The organism is Citrobacter sp. Cm046 (assembly GCF_030333065.1).
GTDB classification, from domain to species: domain Bacteria; phylum Pseudomonadota; class Gammaproteobacteria; order Enterobacterales; family Enterobacteriaceae; genus Citrobacter; species Citrobacter murliniae.
In genome coordinates, this window is record NZ_JAOWGP010000027.1 from 1 (window position 1) to 17,034 (window position 17,034).

At 50.9% G+C, this 17,034-nt stretch carries 12 protein-coding genes and 5 tRNA genes; 4 read left to right on the forward strand and 13 right to left on the reverse strand.

Features of this window, described 5'->3' with window-relative positions; all coding sequences use genetic code 11:
* Nucleotide 1: 1 nt before the first annotated feature.
* The 10 genes from OGX98_RS01070 to nagB all read right to left on the reverse strand — a co-directional run bounded on the left by OGX98_RS01070 (nucleotide 2) and on the right by nagB (nucleotide 6,669).
* Nucleotides 2-78, reverse strand: a tRNA-Met gene (locus tag OGX98_RS01070).
* Nucleotides 79-99: 21 nt separating this feature from the next.
* A tRNA-Gln gene (locus OGX98_RS01075) sits at nucleotides 100-174 on the reverse strand.
* A 37-nt stretch (nucleotides 175-211) separates the two neighbouring features.
* Nucleotides 212-286 (reverse strand) — tRNA-Gln (locus OGX98_RS01080).
* Nucleotides 287-309: 23 nt separating this feature from the next.
* Nucleotides 310-394: transfer RNA gene (locus tag OGX98_RS01085), tRNA-Leu, on the reverse strand.
* An 8-nt stretch (nucleotides 395-402) separates the two neighbouring features.
* Nucleotides 403-479: transfer RNA gene (locus OGX98_RS01090), tRNA-Met, on the reverse strand.
* Between the two features lie 223 nt (nucleotides 480-702).
* The gene (gene asnB / locus OGX98_RS01095; RefSeq protein ID WP_045441057.1) at nucleotides 703-2,367 is read right to left on the reverse strand and encodes an asparagine synthase B; all 1,665 of its coding nucleotides are present in this window, start codon (nucleotides 2,365-2,367) and stop codon (nucleotides 703-705) included.
* Between the two features lie 253 nt (nucleotides 2,368-2,620).
* The gene (gene nagD / locus OGX98_RS01100; RefSeq protein ID WP_038638796.1) at nucleotides 2,621-3,373 is read right to left on the reverse strand and encodes a ribonucleotide monophosphatase NagD; all 753 of its coding nucleotides are present in this window, start codon (nucleotides 3,371-3,373) and stop codon (nucleotides 2,621-2,623) included.
* 57 nt (nucleotides 3,374-3,430) lie between these two features.
* Entirely contained in the window at nucleotides 3,431-4,651 is a 1,221-nt protein-coding gene (gene nagC, locus OGX98_RS01105) for a DNA-binding transcriptional regulator NagC (RefSeq protein ID WP_048221855.1), read from the reverse strand.
* An 8-nt stretch (nucleotides 4,652-4,659) separates the two neighbouring features.
* On the reverse strand, nucleotides 4,660-5,808 hold the full coding sequence (gene nagA, locus OGX98_RS01110) for an N-acetylglucosamine-6-phosphate deacetylase (protein ID WP_286594713.1): 1,149 nt from the start codon (nucleotides 5,806-5,808) through the stop codon (nucleotides 4,660-4,662).
* A gap of 60 nt (nucleotides 5,809-5,868) precedes the next feature.
* Entirely contained in the window at nucleotides 5,869-6,669 is an 801-nt protein-coding gene (gene nagB, locus OGX98_RS01115; RefSeq protein ID WP_003022803.1) for a glucosamine-6-phosphate deaminase, read from the reverse strand.
* A gap of 344 nt (nucleotides 6,670-7,013) precedes the next feature.
* Here nagB and nagE point away from each other — a divergent pair, with 344 nt between their 5' ends.
* From nagE to OGX98_RS01135, 4 genes are all read left to right on the forward strand, one after another.
* A complete protein-coding gene (gene nagE, locus OGX98_RS01120) occupies nucleotides 7,014-8,963 on the forward strand; it encodes a PTS N-acetyl glucosamine transporter subunit IIABC (RefSeq protein WP_045441060.1) in 1,950 nt (649 codons plus the stop codon).
* A 213-nt stretch (nucleotides 8,964-9,176) separates the two neighbouring features.
* On the forward strand, nucleotides 9,177-10,844 hold the full coding sequence (gene glnS / locus OGX98_RS01125) for a glutamine--tRNA ligase (protein WP_045441061.1): 1,668 nt from the start codon (nucleotides 9,177-9,179) through the stop codon (nucleotides 10,842-10,844).
* 436 nt (nucleotides 10,845-11,280) lie between these two features.
* Complete coding sequence (chiP, locus tag OGX98_RS01130) at nucleotides 11,281-12,687, forward strand: chitoporin ChiP (RefSeq protein WP_286594714.1); 1,407 nt, start codon at nucleotides 11,281-11,283, stop codon at nucleotides 12,685-12,687.
* Between the two features lie 49 nt (nucleotides 12,688-12,736).
* Nucleotides 12,737-13,069 (forward strand): ChiQ/YbfN family lipoprotein, encoded by a 333-nt coding sequence (locus OGX98_RS01135; protein WP_045441063.1) that lies wholly within the window; start codon nucleotides 12,737-12,739, stop codon nucleotides 13,067-13,069.
* 50 nt (nucleotides 13,070-13,119) lie between these two features.
* Here OGX98_RS01135 and OGX98_RS01140 read toward each other — a convergent pair whose 3' ends face one another.
* Genes OGX98_RS01140 through tcuA form a run of 3 tightly spaced genes read right to left on the reverse strand, consistent with a single transcriptional unit; the run spans nucleotide 13,120 to nucleotide 17,000 of the window.
* Nucleotides 13,120-14,415 carry an MFS transporter gene (locus OGX98_RS01140; protein ID WP_045441064.1) on the reverse strand — a complete coding sequence of 432 codons (1,296 nt, stop codon included), beginning with the start codon at nucleotides 14,413-14,415 and terminating at the stop codon, nucleotides 13,120-13,122.
* A gap of 55 nt (nucleotides 14,416-14,470) precedes the next feature.
* Complete coding sequence (tcuB, locus tag OGX98_RS01145; RefSeq protein ID WP_286493548.1) at nucleotides 14,471-15,610, reverse strand: tricarballylate utilization 4Fe-4S protein TcuB; 1,140 nt, start codon at nucleotides 15,608-15,610, stop codon at nucleotides 14,471-14,473.
* Nucleotides 15,597-17,000, reverse strand: coding sequence for an FAD-dependent tricarballylate dehydrogenase TcuA (gene tcuA, locus OGX98_RS01150; protein WP_286594715.1), 1,404 nt, complete (start codon nucleotides 16,998-17,000; stop codon nucleotides 15,597-15,599). The genes tcuB and tcuA overlap by 14 nt, the downstream gene beginning before the upstream one ends.
* Nucleotides 17,001-17,034: the final 34 nt, after the last annotated feature.

Here is a 17,034-nt window from a genome sequence, read left to right on the forward strand (position 1 = left end):
ATGGTGGCTACGACGGGATTCGAACCTGTGACCCCATCATTATGAGTGATGTGCTCTAACCAGCTGAGCTACGTAGCCATATATTATCATATTCTTCGATGGCTGGGGTACCTGGATTCGAACCAGGGAATGCCGGTATCAAAAACCGGTGCCTTACCGCTTGGCGATACCCCAATGACCGTCGCGGTGAACCGCTATATCGAAGAAAAAATGGCTGGGGTACCTGGATTCGAACCAGGGAATGCCGGTATCAAAAACCGGTGCCTTACCGCTTGGCGATACCCCATCCGTGCAACGCTTACGGGTGAATGGTGCGGGAGGCGAGACTTGAACTCGCACACCTTGCGGCGCCAGAACCTAAATCTGGTGCGTCTACCAATTTCGCCACTCCCGCAAAAAAGATGGTGGCTACGACGGGATTCGAACCTGTGACCCCATCATTATGAGTGATGTGCTCTAACCAGCTGAGCTACGTAGCCATCTTTTTTTCGCGTTACCTTATCGGCGTTGCGGGGCGCATTATGCGTATTGAGCTTTGAAGCGTCAACCCCTTTTTCATGGAAAATAGCTGGAATGTGACTGTTTGGTTAGGTTGCGAACAGCATGACGCAATATTCGGCAATTATTAGTTATTAATTGTTTTTCCGCACGTTAAATCGACATAAAAAAAGAGCCCCGCAGGGCTCTTTTCTGATGATTTGCTTACTTATAAGCTGACTGATGCACACCAACTGCACGGCCTGATGGATCGTTCATGGTTTTGAACGCTTCATCCCATTCAATTGCTTTTGCTGAAGAACAGGCGACAGACGGGCCGCCAGGCACGCATTCAGCAGCGCTTGCTACCGGGAACAGTTCTTCGAAAATCTCACGGTACAAGTACGCCTCTTTCGATGATGGCGTGTTATACGGGAAGCGGAAGCTGGCGGTTTCCAGTTGCTGGTCGGAAACTTGCTCTGCTGCCACTTCTTTCAGCGTGTCAATCCAGCTGTAACCGACGCCGTCAGAGAACTGCTCTTTCTGACGCCACGCCACGCTGGCTGGCAGGTAAGATTCAAAGCATTCGCGCAGGACATGTTTTTCCATTTTCCCGTTGCCACACATTTTATCCTGCGGGTTGATGCGCATCGCCACATCGAGGAATTTTTTATCCAGGAAGGGAACGCGGGCTTCGACACCCCAGGCAGACATCGCTTTGTTGGCACGAGCACAGTCAAACATATGCAGCGCTTGTAGTTTACGCACGGTTTCTTCATGTAGCTCTTTCGCGTCTGGCGCTTTATGGAAGTAGAGATAGCCGCCAAAGACTTCGTCTGAACCTTCACCCGACAGCACCATTTTAATGCCCATCGCTTTAATTTTACGAGACATCAGGTACATCGGCGTTGAGGCGCGAATTGTTGTTACATCGTAGGTTTCGATGTGATAGATGACGTCGCGGATCGCATCCAAACCTTCCTGCACGGTGAAGTGGATCTCGTGATGCACGGTGCCTAAATGGTTCGCCACTTCTTGCGCGGCTTTCAAATCTGGTGCGCCTTCCAGACCCACAGCGAAGGAGTGCAACTGAGGCCACCAGGCTTCGCTGCGTTCCTGATCTTCAACACGACGCGCCGCGTATTTTTTGGTGATGGCAGAAATAACGGAGGAGTCCAGGCCGCCGGACAGCAGTACACCGTAAGGGACATCTGACATCAGATGGCTTTTGACGGCGTCTTCCAGCGCCTGACGCAGTTCGTTTTTATCCGTCACATTGTCTTTTACCGCATCGTATTCAAACCAGTCGCGCTGGTAGTATTGACGAATTTCGCCATCTTTGCTCCACAGATAGCTACCGGCTGGGAATTCTTTAATCGTGCGGCACACCGGAACCAGCGCTTTCATTTCTGAGGCGACATAGAAGTTACCGTGTTCGTCATAGCCCATATACAACGGGATGATCCCGAGATGATCGCGGCCAATCAGGTAGGCGTCTTGTTCGCTGTCGTACAGCGCAAAGGCAAACATACCCTGCAGGGAGTCGAGGAATTCTGGCCCTTTTTCCTGATACAGCGCGAGGATAACTTCACAGTCAGAACCGGTCTGGAACTGGTAGCGGTCGCCGTATTCAGCGCGTAACGCCTGGTGGTTATAGATTTCACCGTTCACCGCCAGAATATGTGTTTTTTTCATGTTGTACAGCGGCTGAGCACCTGCGTTGACGTCGACAATCGACAAACGCTCATGTGCCAGAATGGCGTTATCACTGGCGTAAATACCCGACCAGTCCGGGCCACGATGACGCATCAGACGGGACAATTCCAGGGCTTTTTTACGCAGCTCAACTGCGTCTGTTTTAATATCGAATACGCCAAAAATAGAACACATAACCTTCTCCGTTAACCTGTTGCGTGATGCTTTTTGTGTTTGCTTGATTAAGAAAATGCCGCAAAGGCGGTGGAGGCGCAAGGAGTTTGGCGTGCTGAAAGTAAAAAACTCAATGATGATTATTGAATGGTGAAAAAAGATTACGTAATAAGCGTATTTATTGATGAATTATCAGTAAATCGGCAGTTTTATTGAATGGAGTGATTTTGTGTGCCGGATGGCGCGTTCACGCTGATCTCCGGCACAGAAGTGCTTAGATAACATCTATCTCGGCAACGGAAGGGTAGATCCAGCTTGGTCGGAACGGCATGCTGTCGATATCGTCAAGCGTGGATACGCCAGACAACACCAGGATGGTTTCAAGGCCAGCCTGGAAGCCTGCCAGAATATCTGTACGCAGGTTGTCACCGACAATAACGGTCTCTTCGGAGTGCGCCTGCATTTTGTTGAGTGCCGCGCGAATAATCCATGGGCTGGGTTTGCCGACATAAAATGGTTTACGCCCGGAGATCTTTTCGATACCGGCGCAGAGCGCACCACAGGCGGGATAAAAACCGCGGCCATGGGTATCCGGGTTGGTTGCGATAAAGCGTGCGCCATTGGCAACAAAATATGCTGCTTTATGCATCATGTCCCAGTTGTAGGAGCGCGTCTCGCCGACAATCACGAAGTCGGGGTTAACATCGGTAATGGTAAAGCCGGCTTTATACAGTTCGTGGATCAGTGCACCTTCACCCACGACGTAGGCTTTTTTCCCTTCCTGGCGACGCAGAAAATCGGCAGTGGCCATGGCGGAAGTATAAAAGACGCTATCGGGGACATTCACACCCGCCGTGGCGAAGCGGTTCGCCAGATCCTGCCCGGTCTGAGAAGGGTAGTTAGTCAGCAGGACTAACGGCAAACCTTTTTCTAGGATGCCGGTCAGAAACTCTGCCGCACCCGGTACGGCAACATTGTCGTGCATCAGCACGCCGTCGATATCACAAATTACATTCTTGATGGTCATGAACTACCCAGGGAATTTGTCAGGAGTCTGATAGTAACCCAATATTCTATGAGAGCATTAATTTTCCAGCAAACGTTGCAGCAACGAACCGTTGAGCATAGCGCGTTTCACCAGCGCAAATGCGCCAATGGCTGAGCGGTGGTCCAGCGTGGAGCGAACCACGGGCAGATTGTGGCGAAACGCCTTCAACGCCTGGGTATTAATGCAGCTTTCTATTGCCGGGAGCAGCACTTTATCTGCCTCAGTAATCTCACCGGCAATGACGATTTTTTGCGGGTTAAACAGGTTAATGGCGATAGCGATGGTTTTGCCAAGATGGCGACCAACGTGCTCAATGACTTCCGACGCCAGGTTATCGCCTTTATTCGCAGCCTTACAGATGGTTTTAATGTTGCAATCATCCAGCGTCAGTCGACTCGGATAGCCTTGCTTGAGTAAGTTTTGTACGCGATGCTCAATGGATGCGTTAGCTGCAATAGTTTCCAGACAGCCAAAATTCCCGCAGTGGCAGCGTTCACCCAGCGGCTCAACCTGAATATGACCAATTTCACCGACGTTGCCGTTGCGACCAATGAAAATTCGGCCATTTGAGATGATCCCAGCCCCGGTCCCGCGATGGACGCGCACCAGAATGGAGTCTTCGCAATCCTGACTTGCCCCAAAATAGTGCTCGGCAAGTGCCAGACTGCGGATGTCGTGGCCGACAAAGCAGGTTACCTGAAAACGTTTCTCCAGCGCTTCGACCAACCCCCAGTTTTCAACCTGAATATGCGGCATGTAGCGGATAACGCCGCTTTCGGGATCAACCAGCCCTGGCAGAATGACAGAGATAGCAATCAGTTCACGGATTTTCCGCTGGCAGCTATCAATAAAGGTGGAAATCGTATTGAGCAGCGCATACTCCAGCGTTTCCTGTGTGCGCTCGGGAAGAGGATAATGCTCTTCTGCGACCACTTTGCTGCTCATATCATAGAGTGTGAGCGTGGTGTCGTGGCGGCCCAGGCGTACGCCGATAGCGTGGAAATTGCGGGTTTCGGTGACGATAGAAATAGCGCGGCGGCCTCCAGTGGAGGCCTGCTGATCAACCTCTTTGATCAGCCCGCGTTCAATCAGTTGACGCGTAATTTTTGTTACGCTGGCGGGGGCAAGTTGGCTCTGCTCGGCAATCTGAATTCGCGAGATTGGCCCATGCTGGTCAATCAGGCGATAAACTGCCGCGCTGTTAAGCTGTTTTACGAGATCAACATTACCTATTTGAGCTTGTCCGCCTGGTGTCATTCTTTCTCTTACTCAGTAACGACCTCGTTGCCATTAACGATGGTCTTGATAATTTTAAAGTCGTGCGTGAACGCGGTCAGGTTGGCTACTTTGCCTGGCGCGATGCTGCCGAGTTGTTTGTCGACGCCGATTGCGCGAGCAGGGTAGAGAGTCGCCATGCGCAGGACTTCATCCAGTGCAATACCGCAATGTTCAACCAGATTACGTACGCCTTCGATCATGGTTAACGAAGAGCCGCTCAGCGTGCCGTTCTCATCCACACACAGTCCATTGCGGTAGTATATTGTTTTACCAGCGAAAATGAACTGTTCAATATTTGCACCTGCCGGGGCGGTTGCGTCGGTCACCAGGCACAGTTTGTCACCTTTCAGGCGCTTGGCGTTACGAATATTAACGTAGTCAACATGCAGACCGTCGGCGATGATACCGCAATAAATATCGGCCTCATCAAGTATTGCGCCTGCCAGACCTGGTTCGCGGCCAGTAATATAAGGCATCGCGTTGAACAGGTGCGTTGCAAAGGTGATACCCGCACGGAATCCAATTTTGGCTTCTTTTACCGTTGCGTTAGAGTGGCCTGCTGAAACGACAATACCTGCATTTACCAGCTTTGTTATCACTTCGGTTGGGACCATTTCTGGTGCCAGCGTCACTTTGGTGATGACGTCCGCATTATCGCACAGGAAATCGACCAGCGCAGCGTCAGGCTGACGGACAAAACCCGGATTATGGGTACCTTTTTTCACCAGGTTCAGCCACGGACCTTCAAGGTGAAGTCCTAATGCCTGGTTGGGCTGTTTCGCCAGGTATTCGCGCATTACGCGAACGCCTTGTTTCATCAGGTCATCGCTGGTGGTAATTAGCGTGGGCAGGTAGTTAGTGCAGCCTGATTTTTCATTGGCTTTCTGCATGATTTCCAGCGTCTCAACGGTGACGGCTTCTGCCGTATCGTTAAACTGTACGCCGCCGCAGCCGTTTAACTGCACATCAATAAAACCGGGGGAAATAATGGCCCCATTCAGTGAGCGTTGTTCAATCCCGGACGGTAATTCCGCCAGTGGGCAGACGCTGGCTATCAGGCCATCAGCGACAACAATCGCATGGTCATCAAGAATTTCGTGACCGGTAAAAATCCGGCCCTGGGTTAAAGCATACATTCCGACCCCCGATTTCAAAAAATGCCGCCCTGCAACTTTTTCGGCAGGGCGGAGATACCATTACAGACCTTTAATATTTTCCGCTTCTAACTCGTTGAAGTATTTCAGCGTTTTCACTTTCAGTTCCATTGTTGAAGGCTCATCGCAGACAACGACGGCTTTCGGATGCAACTGCAGGCAACTGATGGTCCACATATGGTTGACGTTACCTTCAACGGCTGCTTGCAGCGCCTGTGCTTTTTGATGGCCCAGCACCAGGATCATCACTTCTTCAGCATCCAACAGGGTGCCAACACCTACGGTCAGCGCATATTTAGGCACCTGGCTTACGTCGCCATCAAAGAAGCGTGAGTTAGCTACGCGAGTGTCATGAGTCAGCGTTTTGATACGTGTGCGGGAAGCCAAAGAAGAGGCAGGTTCGTTGAACGCGATATGTCCGTCGTTGCCTACGCCACCCATAAACAGATGGATTTTACCGTAAGAACGGATTTTTTCTTCATACTGACGGCATTCTGCATCAATATCCGGCGCGTTACCATTGAGGAGGTTAATATTTTCTGCTGGAATATCAACATGATCAAAGAAGTTACGGTGCATGAAGCTGTGGTAGCTTTCCGGATGCTCTTTCGGCAAACCTACATATTCGTCCATGTTGAAAGTGACAACATGTTTGAAGCTCACCTGGCCCGCTTTGTGCATTTCGACTAATGCTTTATAGGCTGTCAGCGGTGTACCACCAGTTGGCAGGCCCAGAACAAACGGACGATCTGCCGTTGGTTTAAACGCGTTAATACGGTTAACGATATGGCGAGCAGCCCATTTGCCGACTTGTTCAGCGGTATTCAGGGGGATCAGTCTCATTCTTCACCTCAAAAGTAAATGTAAGCAATTGGCGGATTGAGTCGCTGTGCTGTATTAAGCGTAACCTGGTTTTGCATCGGTAAGGATCAATCCGTTTCGATTTTTTGAATGATAAAATAAGTTTTCGTAGTTAGCCAGTGAAAGGGAGGGTTTATAACGATATTTGGTGACTGGAATCACAAAAAACATGCTTTTAATTTGCGATACGAATTAATTTTTCACACACTCTGAATGTAGATGAATGGTTAATATCGTTGTTCCAGAAAATCTTGTTGTTGGTAATGGTCGCACAATAAAAATATGGCTTCAAAGGAGCCTAATCGGGGTCTCGTAGGGGGAATAAAATGAATATTTTAGGTTTTTTCCAGCGGCTGGGTAGGGCGTTACAGCTCCCCATCGCTGTGCTGCCTGTCGCGGCACTGTTGCTGCGATTTGGCCAACCAGATTTGCTTAACGTACCCTTCATCGCGCAAGCGGGTGGGGCCATCTTTGATAACCTCGCATTAATATTTGCCATCGGTGTGGCATCCAGCTGGTCTAAAGACAGCGCAGGTGCTGCAGCGTTGGCAGGTGCGGTCGGTTATTTCATATTGACCAAAGCAATGGTTACCATCAACCCGGCGATCAACATGGGCGTGCTGGCAGGTATTATTACCGGTCTGGTCGGTGGTGCGGTGTATAACCGCTGGTCTGGTATCAAACTGCCTGACTTCCTGAGCTTCTTCGGCGGTAAACGCTTTGTGCCAATCGCCACCGGTTTCTTTTGCCTGGTGCTGGCTGCTATCTTCGGCTACGTGTGGCCGCCGGTGCAGAACGCTATCCATGCAGGTGGTGAGTGGATCGTGGGCGCTGGCGCGCTGGGTTCCGGTATCTTTGGTTTCATCAACCGTCTGCTGATCCCAACCGGTCTGCATCAGGTTCTGAACACCATTGCCTGGTTCCAGATTGGTGAATTCACCAATGCGGCAGGCGCAGTATTCCACGGTGACATCAACCGCTTCTATGCGGGCGACGGCACTGCGGGTATGTTCATGTCAGGCTTCTTCCCGATCATGATGTTTGGTCTGCCGGGTGCGGCGCTGGCGATGTACTTTGCAGCACCGAAAGCACGTCGTCCGATGGTTGGCGGTATGCTGCTGTCTGTGGCGATCACTGCGTTCCTGACCGGTGTTACCGAGCCGCTGGAATTCCTGTTCATGTTCCTGGCACCATTGCTGTACCTCCTGCACGCACTGTTAACGGGTATCAGCCTGTTCGTCGCAACGCTGCTGGGGATCCACGCGGGCTTCTCCTTCTCCGCAGGTGCTATCGACTACGTGTTGATGTACAACTTGCCGGCAGCAAGCCAGAACGTCTGGATGCTGGTAGCGATGGGGCTGGTGTTCTTCGTCATCTACTTTGTGTTGTTCAGCGCGGTTATTCGCATGTTTAACCTGAAAACGCCGGGCCGCGAAGATAAAGAAGACGAAATTGTTACTGACGAAGCAAACAGCAATACCGAAGAAGGTTTAGCGCAACTGGCCACCAACTACATTGCTGCGGTTGGCGGTACGGATAACCTGAAAGCGATTGACGCCTGTATCACTCGTCTGCGTCTGACCGTTGTCGACTCTGGTCGCGTCAACGATGCGATGTGTAAACGTTTAGGCGCATCCGGTGTGGTGAAACTGAACAAGCAAACTATCCAGGTCATCGTGGGTGCGAAAGCAGAATCCATCGGCGACGAGATGAAGAAAGTTGTGGCCCGTGGTCCGGTTGCAGCAGCGTCTGGTGAAAGTGCACCAGCAGCAGCGGCTCCGGTTGTCAAACCGCAGGCGGTCGCGAATGCGGTAACTGTCGAAGCACTGGTTTCTCCGATTACCGGTGATGTGGTTGCCCTGGAGCAAGTTCCTGATGAAGCTTTCGCCAGCAAAGCGGTAGGTGACGGCGTGGCAGTGAAACCGACGGATAAAATCGTTGTTTCCCCGGCAGCAGGCACCATCGTGAAGATCTTTAACACCAACCATGCGTTCTGTCTGGAAACAGAAAAAGGCGCGGAAATCGTTGTCCATATGGGTATCGATACCGTCGCGCTGGAAGGCAAGGGCTTTAAACGTCTGGTTGAAGAAGGTGCGGAAGTTACTGCAGGTCAACCTATTCTGGAAATGGATCTGGAGTATCTGAACGCCAATGCACGTTCAATGATTAGCCCGGTTGTTTGCAGCAACAGCGATGATTTCGGTGGTCTGGTGATCAAAGCCGAAGGTCATGTGGTTGCAGGTCAAACGCCACTGTACGAAATTAAAAGTAAATAATCGCTGTAGCCGGATAAGGCGCAAAGCGCCGCGATCCGACAACTAACACGCGATATTTAAGCGGCGGGGGATTATCCTCCGCCGCTTTTTTTTGCAGCAATTGCCCTCATAATGCCTGTCTGATACGTATTTTGCGTAACTAAGGGTTGTCAGTCTGTCCGGGTTATAAGATCATACGCCGTTATACGTTGTTTACGCTTTGAGGAATCCACGATGAGTGAGGCTGAAGCCCGCCCGAGTAACTTTATTCGTCAGATCATCGATGAAGATCTGGCCAGTGGTAAGCACACCACTATCCATACCCGTTTTCCGCCGGAGCCAAATGGCTATCTGCACATTGGCCACGCGAAATCCATCTGTCTGAACTTTGGTATTGCGCAAGACTACCAGGGCCAGTGCAACCTGCGTTTTGATGATACGAACCCGGTTAAAGAAGACATCGAGTACGTTGAATCGATTAAAAATGACGTTGAATGGTTAGGTTTTCACTGGACTGGCGATATTCGCTACTCTTCGGATTACTTCGATCAACTGCACGCTTATGCGGTAGAGCTTATCAACAAAGGTTTGGCGTACGTCGACGAACTGTCTGCTGACGAAATCCGTGAATACCGCGGTACGCTGACCCAGCCGGGCAAAAACAGTCCGTTCCGCGATCGTAGCGTCGAAGAGAACCTTGAACTGTTCGAAAAAATGCGTACCGGTGGCTTTGAAGAAGGTAAAGCCTGCCTGCGTGCGAAAATCGACATGGCCTCACCGTTTATCGTTATGCGCGATCCGGTGCTGTACCGCATTAAGTTTGCCGAGCATCATCAGACCGGTAACAAGTGGTGCATCTATCCGATGTACGACTTTACCCACTGCATCAGCGATGCGCTGGAAGGTATCACGCATTCACTGTGTACGCTGGAATTCCAGGACAACCGTCGTCTGTATGACTGGGTGCTGGATAACATCACTATTCCGGTTCATCCGCGCCAGTACGAATTCTCGCGCCTGAATCTGGAATACACCGTGATGTCCAAGCGTAAGCTGAACCTGCTGGTTACCGACAAGCATGTTGAAGGCTGGGACGATCCGCGTATGCCGACTATCTCTGGTTTGCGTCGTCGTGGTTACACGGCCGCTGCTATCCGTGAGTTCTGCAAACGCATCGGCGTGACCAAGCAGGACAACACCATTGAGATAGCCTCTCTGGAATCCTGTATTCGTGAAGATCTGAACGAAAACGCTCCGCGCGCGATGGCAGTTATTGATCCAGTGAAACTGGTTATCGAAAACTATCCGCAGGGTGAAAGCGAACTGGTTACCATGCCGAACCATCCGAATAAACCGGAAATGGGCAGCCGTGAAGTGCCGTTCAGCGGTGAAATCTGGATCGATCGTGCTGACTTCCGCGAAGAAGCTAACAAGCAGTACAAGCGTCTGGTAATGGGCAAAGAAGTCCGTCTGCGTAATGCTTATGTTGTTAAAGCCGAGCGTGTAGAGAAAGATGCAGAAGGTAATATCACCACTATTTTCTGCACCTATGATGCTGATACGCTGAGCAAAGATCCGGCTGATGGGCGTAAAGTAAAAGGCGTTATTCATTGGGTTAGCGCTGCACATGCGCTGCCGATTGAAATCCGCCTGTATGACCGTTTGTTTAGCGTACCAAACCCAGGCGCCGCGGACGACTTCCTGTCCGTCATTAATCCTGAGTCACTGGTTATCAAACAGGGTTACGGCGAGCCGTCGCTGAAGTCTGCAGTTGCGAGCAAAGCGTTCCAGTTTGAACGTGAAGGTTACTTCTGCCTCGACAGCCGCTACGCAACAGCGGACAAGCTGGTATTTAACCGTACCGTTGGTCTGCGTGATACGTGGGCGAAAGCGGGCGAATAAACCGCAGCAATACATCCTTTCAAACGCCGCATTCTGCGGCGTTTTTTTTGCCAGAAAACACGTAACAACTCTGTTTGCGGAGCAAAATAATTATTATTCAGGAATGAGTTTTTCCATTTCTTATTTTTGAATCAAAACCTTGAGTGAAGAGCTTCTCTGGACTGAAACCGATTTCATCTTCATGGAAAACAAGCATTTTTTCATTTTTTCAACGCTTTTTTATTTCTCGATGAAAATGTAACAGAAAGCAATGAAATATGTGCGGTTGCTCATGTTCTTACATAATGGTTACAAAAAGAGATTGATAATTCGCGTCGCGAAAAATAGTCTATCCATTGTAGTCAATGAGGTTTTCTCAGCGCTACTTTTTTAATTTTTGTTTTTTCGCTGTTCGCTTTTAGTCGGCAGCATTTTATACGTCAAAGAGGATTAACATATGCGTACGTTTAGTGGCAAACGTAGTACGCTGGCGCTGGTTATCGCCGGTATTACAGCAATGTCGGGTTTGGTTGTCGTTCCCCAGGCGCAAGCCGAAGGTTTTTTTGATGATTCAACACTGACTGGCGGCATCTATTACTGGCAGCGTGAGCGTGACCGTAAAGATGTTACCGATGACGACAAATACAAAACCAACCTTTCTCACGCCACCTGGAACGCTAACCTCGATTTCCAGTCCGGTTATGTGGCCGATATGTTCGGCCTTGATGTGGCTGCTTTTACCGCAATTGAAATGGCGGAAAATGGCGACAGCGGGCATCCAAACGAAATTGCATTCTCGAAAAAAAATAAAGGCTATGACGAAGATTATTCCGGCGATAAGAGCGGAATAAGTCTGTATAAAGCGGCGGCGAAATTTAAGTTTGGCCCGACCTGGGCGCGCGCCGGTTATATTCAACCTACCGGGCAGACTCTGCTGGCTCCGCACTGGAGCTTTATGCCAGGGACCTATCAGGGTGCTGAAGCTGGTGCCAACTTTGACTACGGCGATGCTGGCGCGTTGAGCTTCTCCTATATGTGGGCAAACGAGTATAAAGCTCCGTGGCACACCGAAGTCGATAAATTCTATCAGGCCGATAAAAAGACTAAAGTTGATTACCTCCATTCCATCGGCGCTAAATATGATTTCAAAAATAACCTGTTGCTTGAAGCGGCATTTGGTCAGTCCGAAGGCTATGTTGATCAATACTTCGCGAAAGCCAGTTACAAATTTGATTTAGGCGGCAATCCGTTTACTACCAGCTATCAGTTCTATGGTGCGCGTGACAAGGTTGATGACCGCACCGCTAGCAACATTTATGACGGTACAGCCTGGCTGCAGGCGCTGACCTTCGGCTACAAAGTGGCGGAAGTGGTTGATCTGCGACTGGAAGGAACCTGGGTTAAAGCAGACGGGCAGCAAGGTTACTTCCTGCAGCGTATGACCCCGACGTATGCGTCTTCAAACGGTCGTCTGGATATCTGGTGGGATAACCGTTCTGACTTCAACGCCAACGGTGAAAAGGCCGTCTTCTTCGGTGCGATGTACGACCTGAAGAACTGGAACCTGCCTGGCTGGGCTGTGGGTGCATCATACGTTTACGCATGGGATGCCAAGCCATCTACCTGGCAGATCAACCCGGATGCGTACTACGACAAAAATCGTACCATCGAAGAATCATCTTACAGCCTGGATGCGGTCTACACCCTGCAGGACGGTCGTGCGAAGGGCACTATGTTTAAACTGCACTTCACCGAGTACGACAACCATTCAAACATTCCGAGCTGGGGTGGTGGTTACGGCAACATCTTCCAGGATGAGCGTGACGTGAAGTTCATCGTTATTGCTCCGTTCACCATCTTCTAATGCCAACAGCGGCGGGCCTGGTGCCTGCCGCATTGTTGAGGAGTGTGCTATGAAAAAATTGATACTCATCACCGTTATGGCATCGGGGCTGGTGGCCTGTGCACAATCACCGGCACCGAAAGAAGATAGCCGTCTTAAAGAAGCCTACAGCGCATGCATTAATACCGCGCAGGGCTCACCGGAGAAAATAGAGGCCTGCCAAAGCGTGTTAAACGTGCTGAAGAAAGAAAAGCAGCACCAGCAGTTTGCCAATGAAGAAAGTGTTCGCGTGCTGGATTACCAGCAGTGTATTCAGGCTACGCGCACGGGCAACGATCAGGCTGTCTCTGCCGATTGTGACAAGGTCTGGCAGGAAATTCGCAGCAAGAACTCGGCAAAATAAAACGCGGTTCGAACAAAACGGGCGGAGATATTTCTCCGCCCGTCTGCATTTCAGAGTTTATTGTCTGCCGGTTGATAATTTCGGCTTAAACGGACAAACAGCATTGCCGTGGCGGAGAGCCCGCAAAGTGCTGCACACATCAGCCACCATCCAGGTGAACTTTTATCTCCTGTTAACTGAACCAACGCCGTTGATATTACTGGCGTCAGACCGCCAAAAATAGCAGTGGCAAGACTGAAAGCCAGTGAAAAACCCACTGTACGTACATAAACAGGCATCACCTCAGTGAGCGCTGCAACCATTGCCCCGTTGTACATGCCAAAAAAGAACGAGAACCAAAGCAGTACCAACGTCATACGGGTGAAATCTGGCGCGGCAGTCAGCCAGTGCATTACAGGCCAGGTGGTGATCAATGCGAGCACGGTAATACCCATCAGCACCGGACGACGGCCAATTCGGTCTGAAATTGCACCTCCAATTGGCAGCCAGATAAAGTTAGAAATACCGACCAGCATGGTGACAATAAGGCTGTCGCGGGCGCTGAGGTGTAGCACGGCTCTGCCGTAGGTCGGGGTATAAACGGTGATAAAGTAAAATGTGGTAGTGGTCATTGCCACCAGCAGCGTACCCGCTGTGATGAGACGCCAATTTTTGATGATAGTGGTGAAAATTTCCCTGGTGTCGGGACGGTGCGTGCGTTGTAAAAATGCGTCAGTCTCCTGAAGCGAGCGGCGGAGAACGAAAATCAAAGGAATAATCATGCAACCAATAAAAAATGGAATGCGCCATCCCCATTCAGAGATCTCATCGTGCGCCAGCGTGGCGTTCAGACCGTAACCAATCAGAGCCGCCACCACAATGGCAACCTGTTGACTGGCAGACTGCCAACTGGTGTAGAAGCCTTTATTCCCCGGTGTGGCAATTTCAGAAAGATAAACAGAGACGCCTCCTAACTCCACACCAGCAGAGAATCCCTGTAATAATCGTCCCAGTAATACCAGCGCAGGGGCCAACAGACCGATACTTTGATAGCCGGGAACCAGGGCAATTAGCAGGGTACCGCAACCCATAATCGCGAGCGTCACCATCAGCCCTTTACGGCGACCAATTCTGTCTATGTAAGCTCCCAGTACAATTGCACCAACAGGTCGCATTAAGAAGCCTGAACCGAAAACGGCAAAGGTCAGCATCAGGCCAGCAAATTCACTCTCTGCGGGAAAGAACGTTTTTGCAATATAGGTGGCGTAAAAACCGAACAGAAAAAAGTCGAACTGTTCGAGGAAATTACCGCTGGTTACCCGCAGTATTGCGCCGAAAGTACCAGCGCGCGATGGTTGTTGTGTCATTGGGTTTGCTCTCCATTGTCTTTATCTTGTTTTTATAGAGGTAAGAGTGTGTGGGTTAGTCGCCTGCGACTCCCGCCTGTTTTCCGCGCTGTCTTTCTATTGCCCACTTGAGTAAGGAAGCGCAGCGGTAAAATCCGTGGGCAAATTTTCCGTAAGGAATGGTCAGAAAGAGTGCCATGACCACGCCGAGATGAATGGCCAGCAGAATAGCCATCCAGGAGGTGTCTCTACCTGCCAGCAACGCTAAACCAGTCAGGCTGGTCAGTAGCAGCAGCAAAATAAAACCGCGATCCATTGGTTTTTGCCGCGCGTCACCATGTAGCGGTGAGCGCTTAAGATTCAGCCATAACAAGCCAGCAGGGCCTACAACTAAACCAATACCGCCCAAGGTGCCAAGGATCACTGGAAGACTAAAGAACGGGTAGGGTGCTTCTATACCTGCGAAGTAGTGATAGCCCGTCGCTACGATGGTGGCGGCAAAGCAGAGCATAAAACCGTAGAAGGTGAAGTGATGGAAACGGCGACGCATCAGAGTGAAGGCATCATCCGCTTCGTTACAACCTTTGCCGTGCCCACCGTCGAGATATTTCAACGTCAGCGCATTGTGTGAGGCTTCAGCAATTTCCGCGGAACGCGGCATACCCGGGGAGATCTCTCGCCAGAAGCGGATCACGCCTGCCATAAGCAAACCTATTGCCAGGATAAAAACAGAGCCAAACATCCATGCCAGCAGGTTATGCGGAAAAATTTGATAGAAATCCCCGGCCAGTGGAGGATGGAATAATGAACCCTTTAAACCCATGGCGAGGAGCAGAAACACGATAAGGCCGAAAACCAGCGACAGCGTCGTGGTTACGCCTGCCCGATGATAAAGCGCGCCAAAGGCCGCGGGTTGGGCGTAGTGCTGATAGGTTTCCAGCCGTACTTCCGCCATCGCTTTCGGTACATTGAGAGCAAATTCATGGGGCGGAGCATATTGGCAGGAGTGCAGACAAGCACCACAGTTATGGCACAAGTTTGCCAGATAGTTTATATCCGCTTTACCAAATTCCAGGCGCTGAGTCATCGCCGGAAAAACTGCGCAAAAACCTTCGCAATAGCGGCAGGCATTACAGACCTGCATCACACGTTCAACCTCTGCTTCCGGCTCGGTGAGAATTTGCGCTTCAATGATCAATTTCTCAAGCTGCTTCATGATGAGCCTCCTTTTGTGCAGCCAGGGCGGCCTCTTTTCCGGCAATACAGCCAAAAGTTGTGCCGATAGACATTCCTACACCAGCGGTATAGCCTTTACCCAGCACGTTGCCCGCCATCATCTCTCCGGCAACGAACAGGTTGCGGCTTGGCTGTCCGGCAAAGTGTACTGCGGCATGTTCGTCCACTTTCAGCCCCAGATAGGTGAAGGTGATCCCCGGGCGTAAGGCATAGCCATAGTAAGGTGGCGTATCTAATGGTCGTGCCCAGTGTGTTTTCGCCGGTGTCAGACCTTGTGTTGCGCAGTTATCCAGCGTGGTGTGATCGAATTGCCCAGGCAGGCAGGCGCTGTTGTACTGCATGATGGTGTGGGTAAAGCGTTCGACATCCAGTCCCAACTGGCGAGCAAGCTCTGTCAGCGTATTGGCCTGTGCGCCAGGAAAGACCGGAGGCATGAAGTGGCCGATCGCTTTACTGTCGATAATGGAGTAGCCAATTTGTCCGGGCTGATGGGCAACCAGCCGTCCCCAGATAGCGTAACGTTTTGGCCAGAAATCTTCGCCTTCATCATAAAAACGTTCAGCATCACGATTTACCACTATGCCCAGCGAGACACAGTCCACACGGGTGCAAATTCCGCCATCGTATAATGGTGCTCTGGCGTCAATCGCCACGCAGTGTGACTGGGAGGGATCGCCGACAATGTCCGCCCCGGCATCGATCATAAATTTAAGCAGTACGCCCTGGTTAAAGCGTGTGCCGCGAATAAGAAAGTTATCCGCAGGCCACTCGCCGCGGGCATTCTTGCCCCACGCCTCCCGCAGCCATTCGCGGTTAGATTCAAACCCCCCGGCGGCAAGCACGCAGGACTTAGCCACAATGCGCTCTTTGCCTGCCAGTGCCGCTACGAACTCGCCATTATGCAGTTCTAGCGCCTGGACCGGTGTGTTATAGCGAATTTGCACGCCCAGCTTTTCTGCGCTGCGATAATAGGCATTCACGAGAGCTTTTCCGCCGCCCATAAAGAAGGCGTTAGTGCGCGCCACATGCAAAGCACCGGAAAGAGGGGGTTGAAAATTAACGCCGTGCTGGCGCATCCAGTCGCGACATTGCGAAGAGGTACGTATCACCAACCGCGCCAGTGCTTCGTTGGTATTTCCTTCAGTTACACGCCAGAGATCCTGCCAGAACTCCTCTTCTGGATAGCTCTCTACCAGGACATCCTGTGGGGCATCATGCATACAGCGTAAATTACGCGTGTGTTGGGAATTCCCTCCGCGCCATTCTCGGGGGGCTGCTTCGAGCAGTAATACAGAAGCCCCTTGCTCCCGGGCGGTTAAGGCAGCACATAATGCGGCATTGCCGCCGCCAATCACCAGAACATCAACCATCGTATACTCCATTACCATTTAACTAATTGTTAAA

Coding starts and splice junctions, on each gene's coding strand:
- tcuB (WP_286493548.1), bottom strand. CDS start 15,610: ATGAAGCAGCTTGAGAAATTGATCATTGAAGCGCAAATTCTCACCGAG.
- chiP (WP_286594714.1), top strand. CDS start 11,281: ATGCGTACGTTTAGTGGCAAACGTAGTACGCTGGCGCTGGTTATCGCC.
- OGX98_RS01140 (WP_045441064.1), bottom strand. CDS start 14,415: ATGACACAACAACCATCGCGCGCTGGTACTTTCGGCGCAATACTGCGG.
- asnB (WP_045441057.1), bottom strand. CDS start 2,367: ATGTGTTCTATTTTTGGCGTATTCGATATTAAAACAGACGCAGTTGAG.
- nagC (WP_048221855.1), bottom strand. CDS start 4,651: ATGACACCAGGCGGACAAGCTCAAATAGGTAATGTTGATCTCGTAAAA.
- nagA (WP_286594713.1), bottom strand. CDS start 5,808: ATGTATGCTTTAACCCAGGGCCGGATTTTTACCGGTCACGAAATTCTT.
- nagB (WP_003022803.1), bottom strand. CDS start 6,669: ATGAGACTGATCCCCCTGAATACCGCTGAACAAGTCGGCAAATGGGCT.
- nagE (WP_045441060.1), top strand. CDS start 7,014: ATGAATATTTTAGGTTTTTTCCAGCGGCTGGGTAGGGCGTTACAGCTC.
- OGX98_RS01135 (WP_045441063.1), top strand. CDS start 12,737: ATGAAAAAATTGATACTCATCACCGTTATGGCATCGGGGCTGGTGGCC.
- tcuA (WP_286594715.1), bottom strand. CDS start 17,000: ATGGTTGATGTTCTGGTGATTGGCGGCGGCAATGCCGCATTATGTGCT.
- nagD (WP_038638796.1), bottom strand. CDS start 3,373: ATGACCATCAAGAATGTAATTTGTGATATCGACGGCGTGCTGATGCAC.
- glnS (WP_045441061.1), top strand. CDS start 9,177: ATGAGTGAGGCTGAAGCCCGCCCGAGTAACTTTATTCGTCAGATCATC.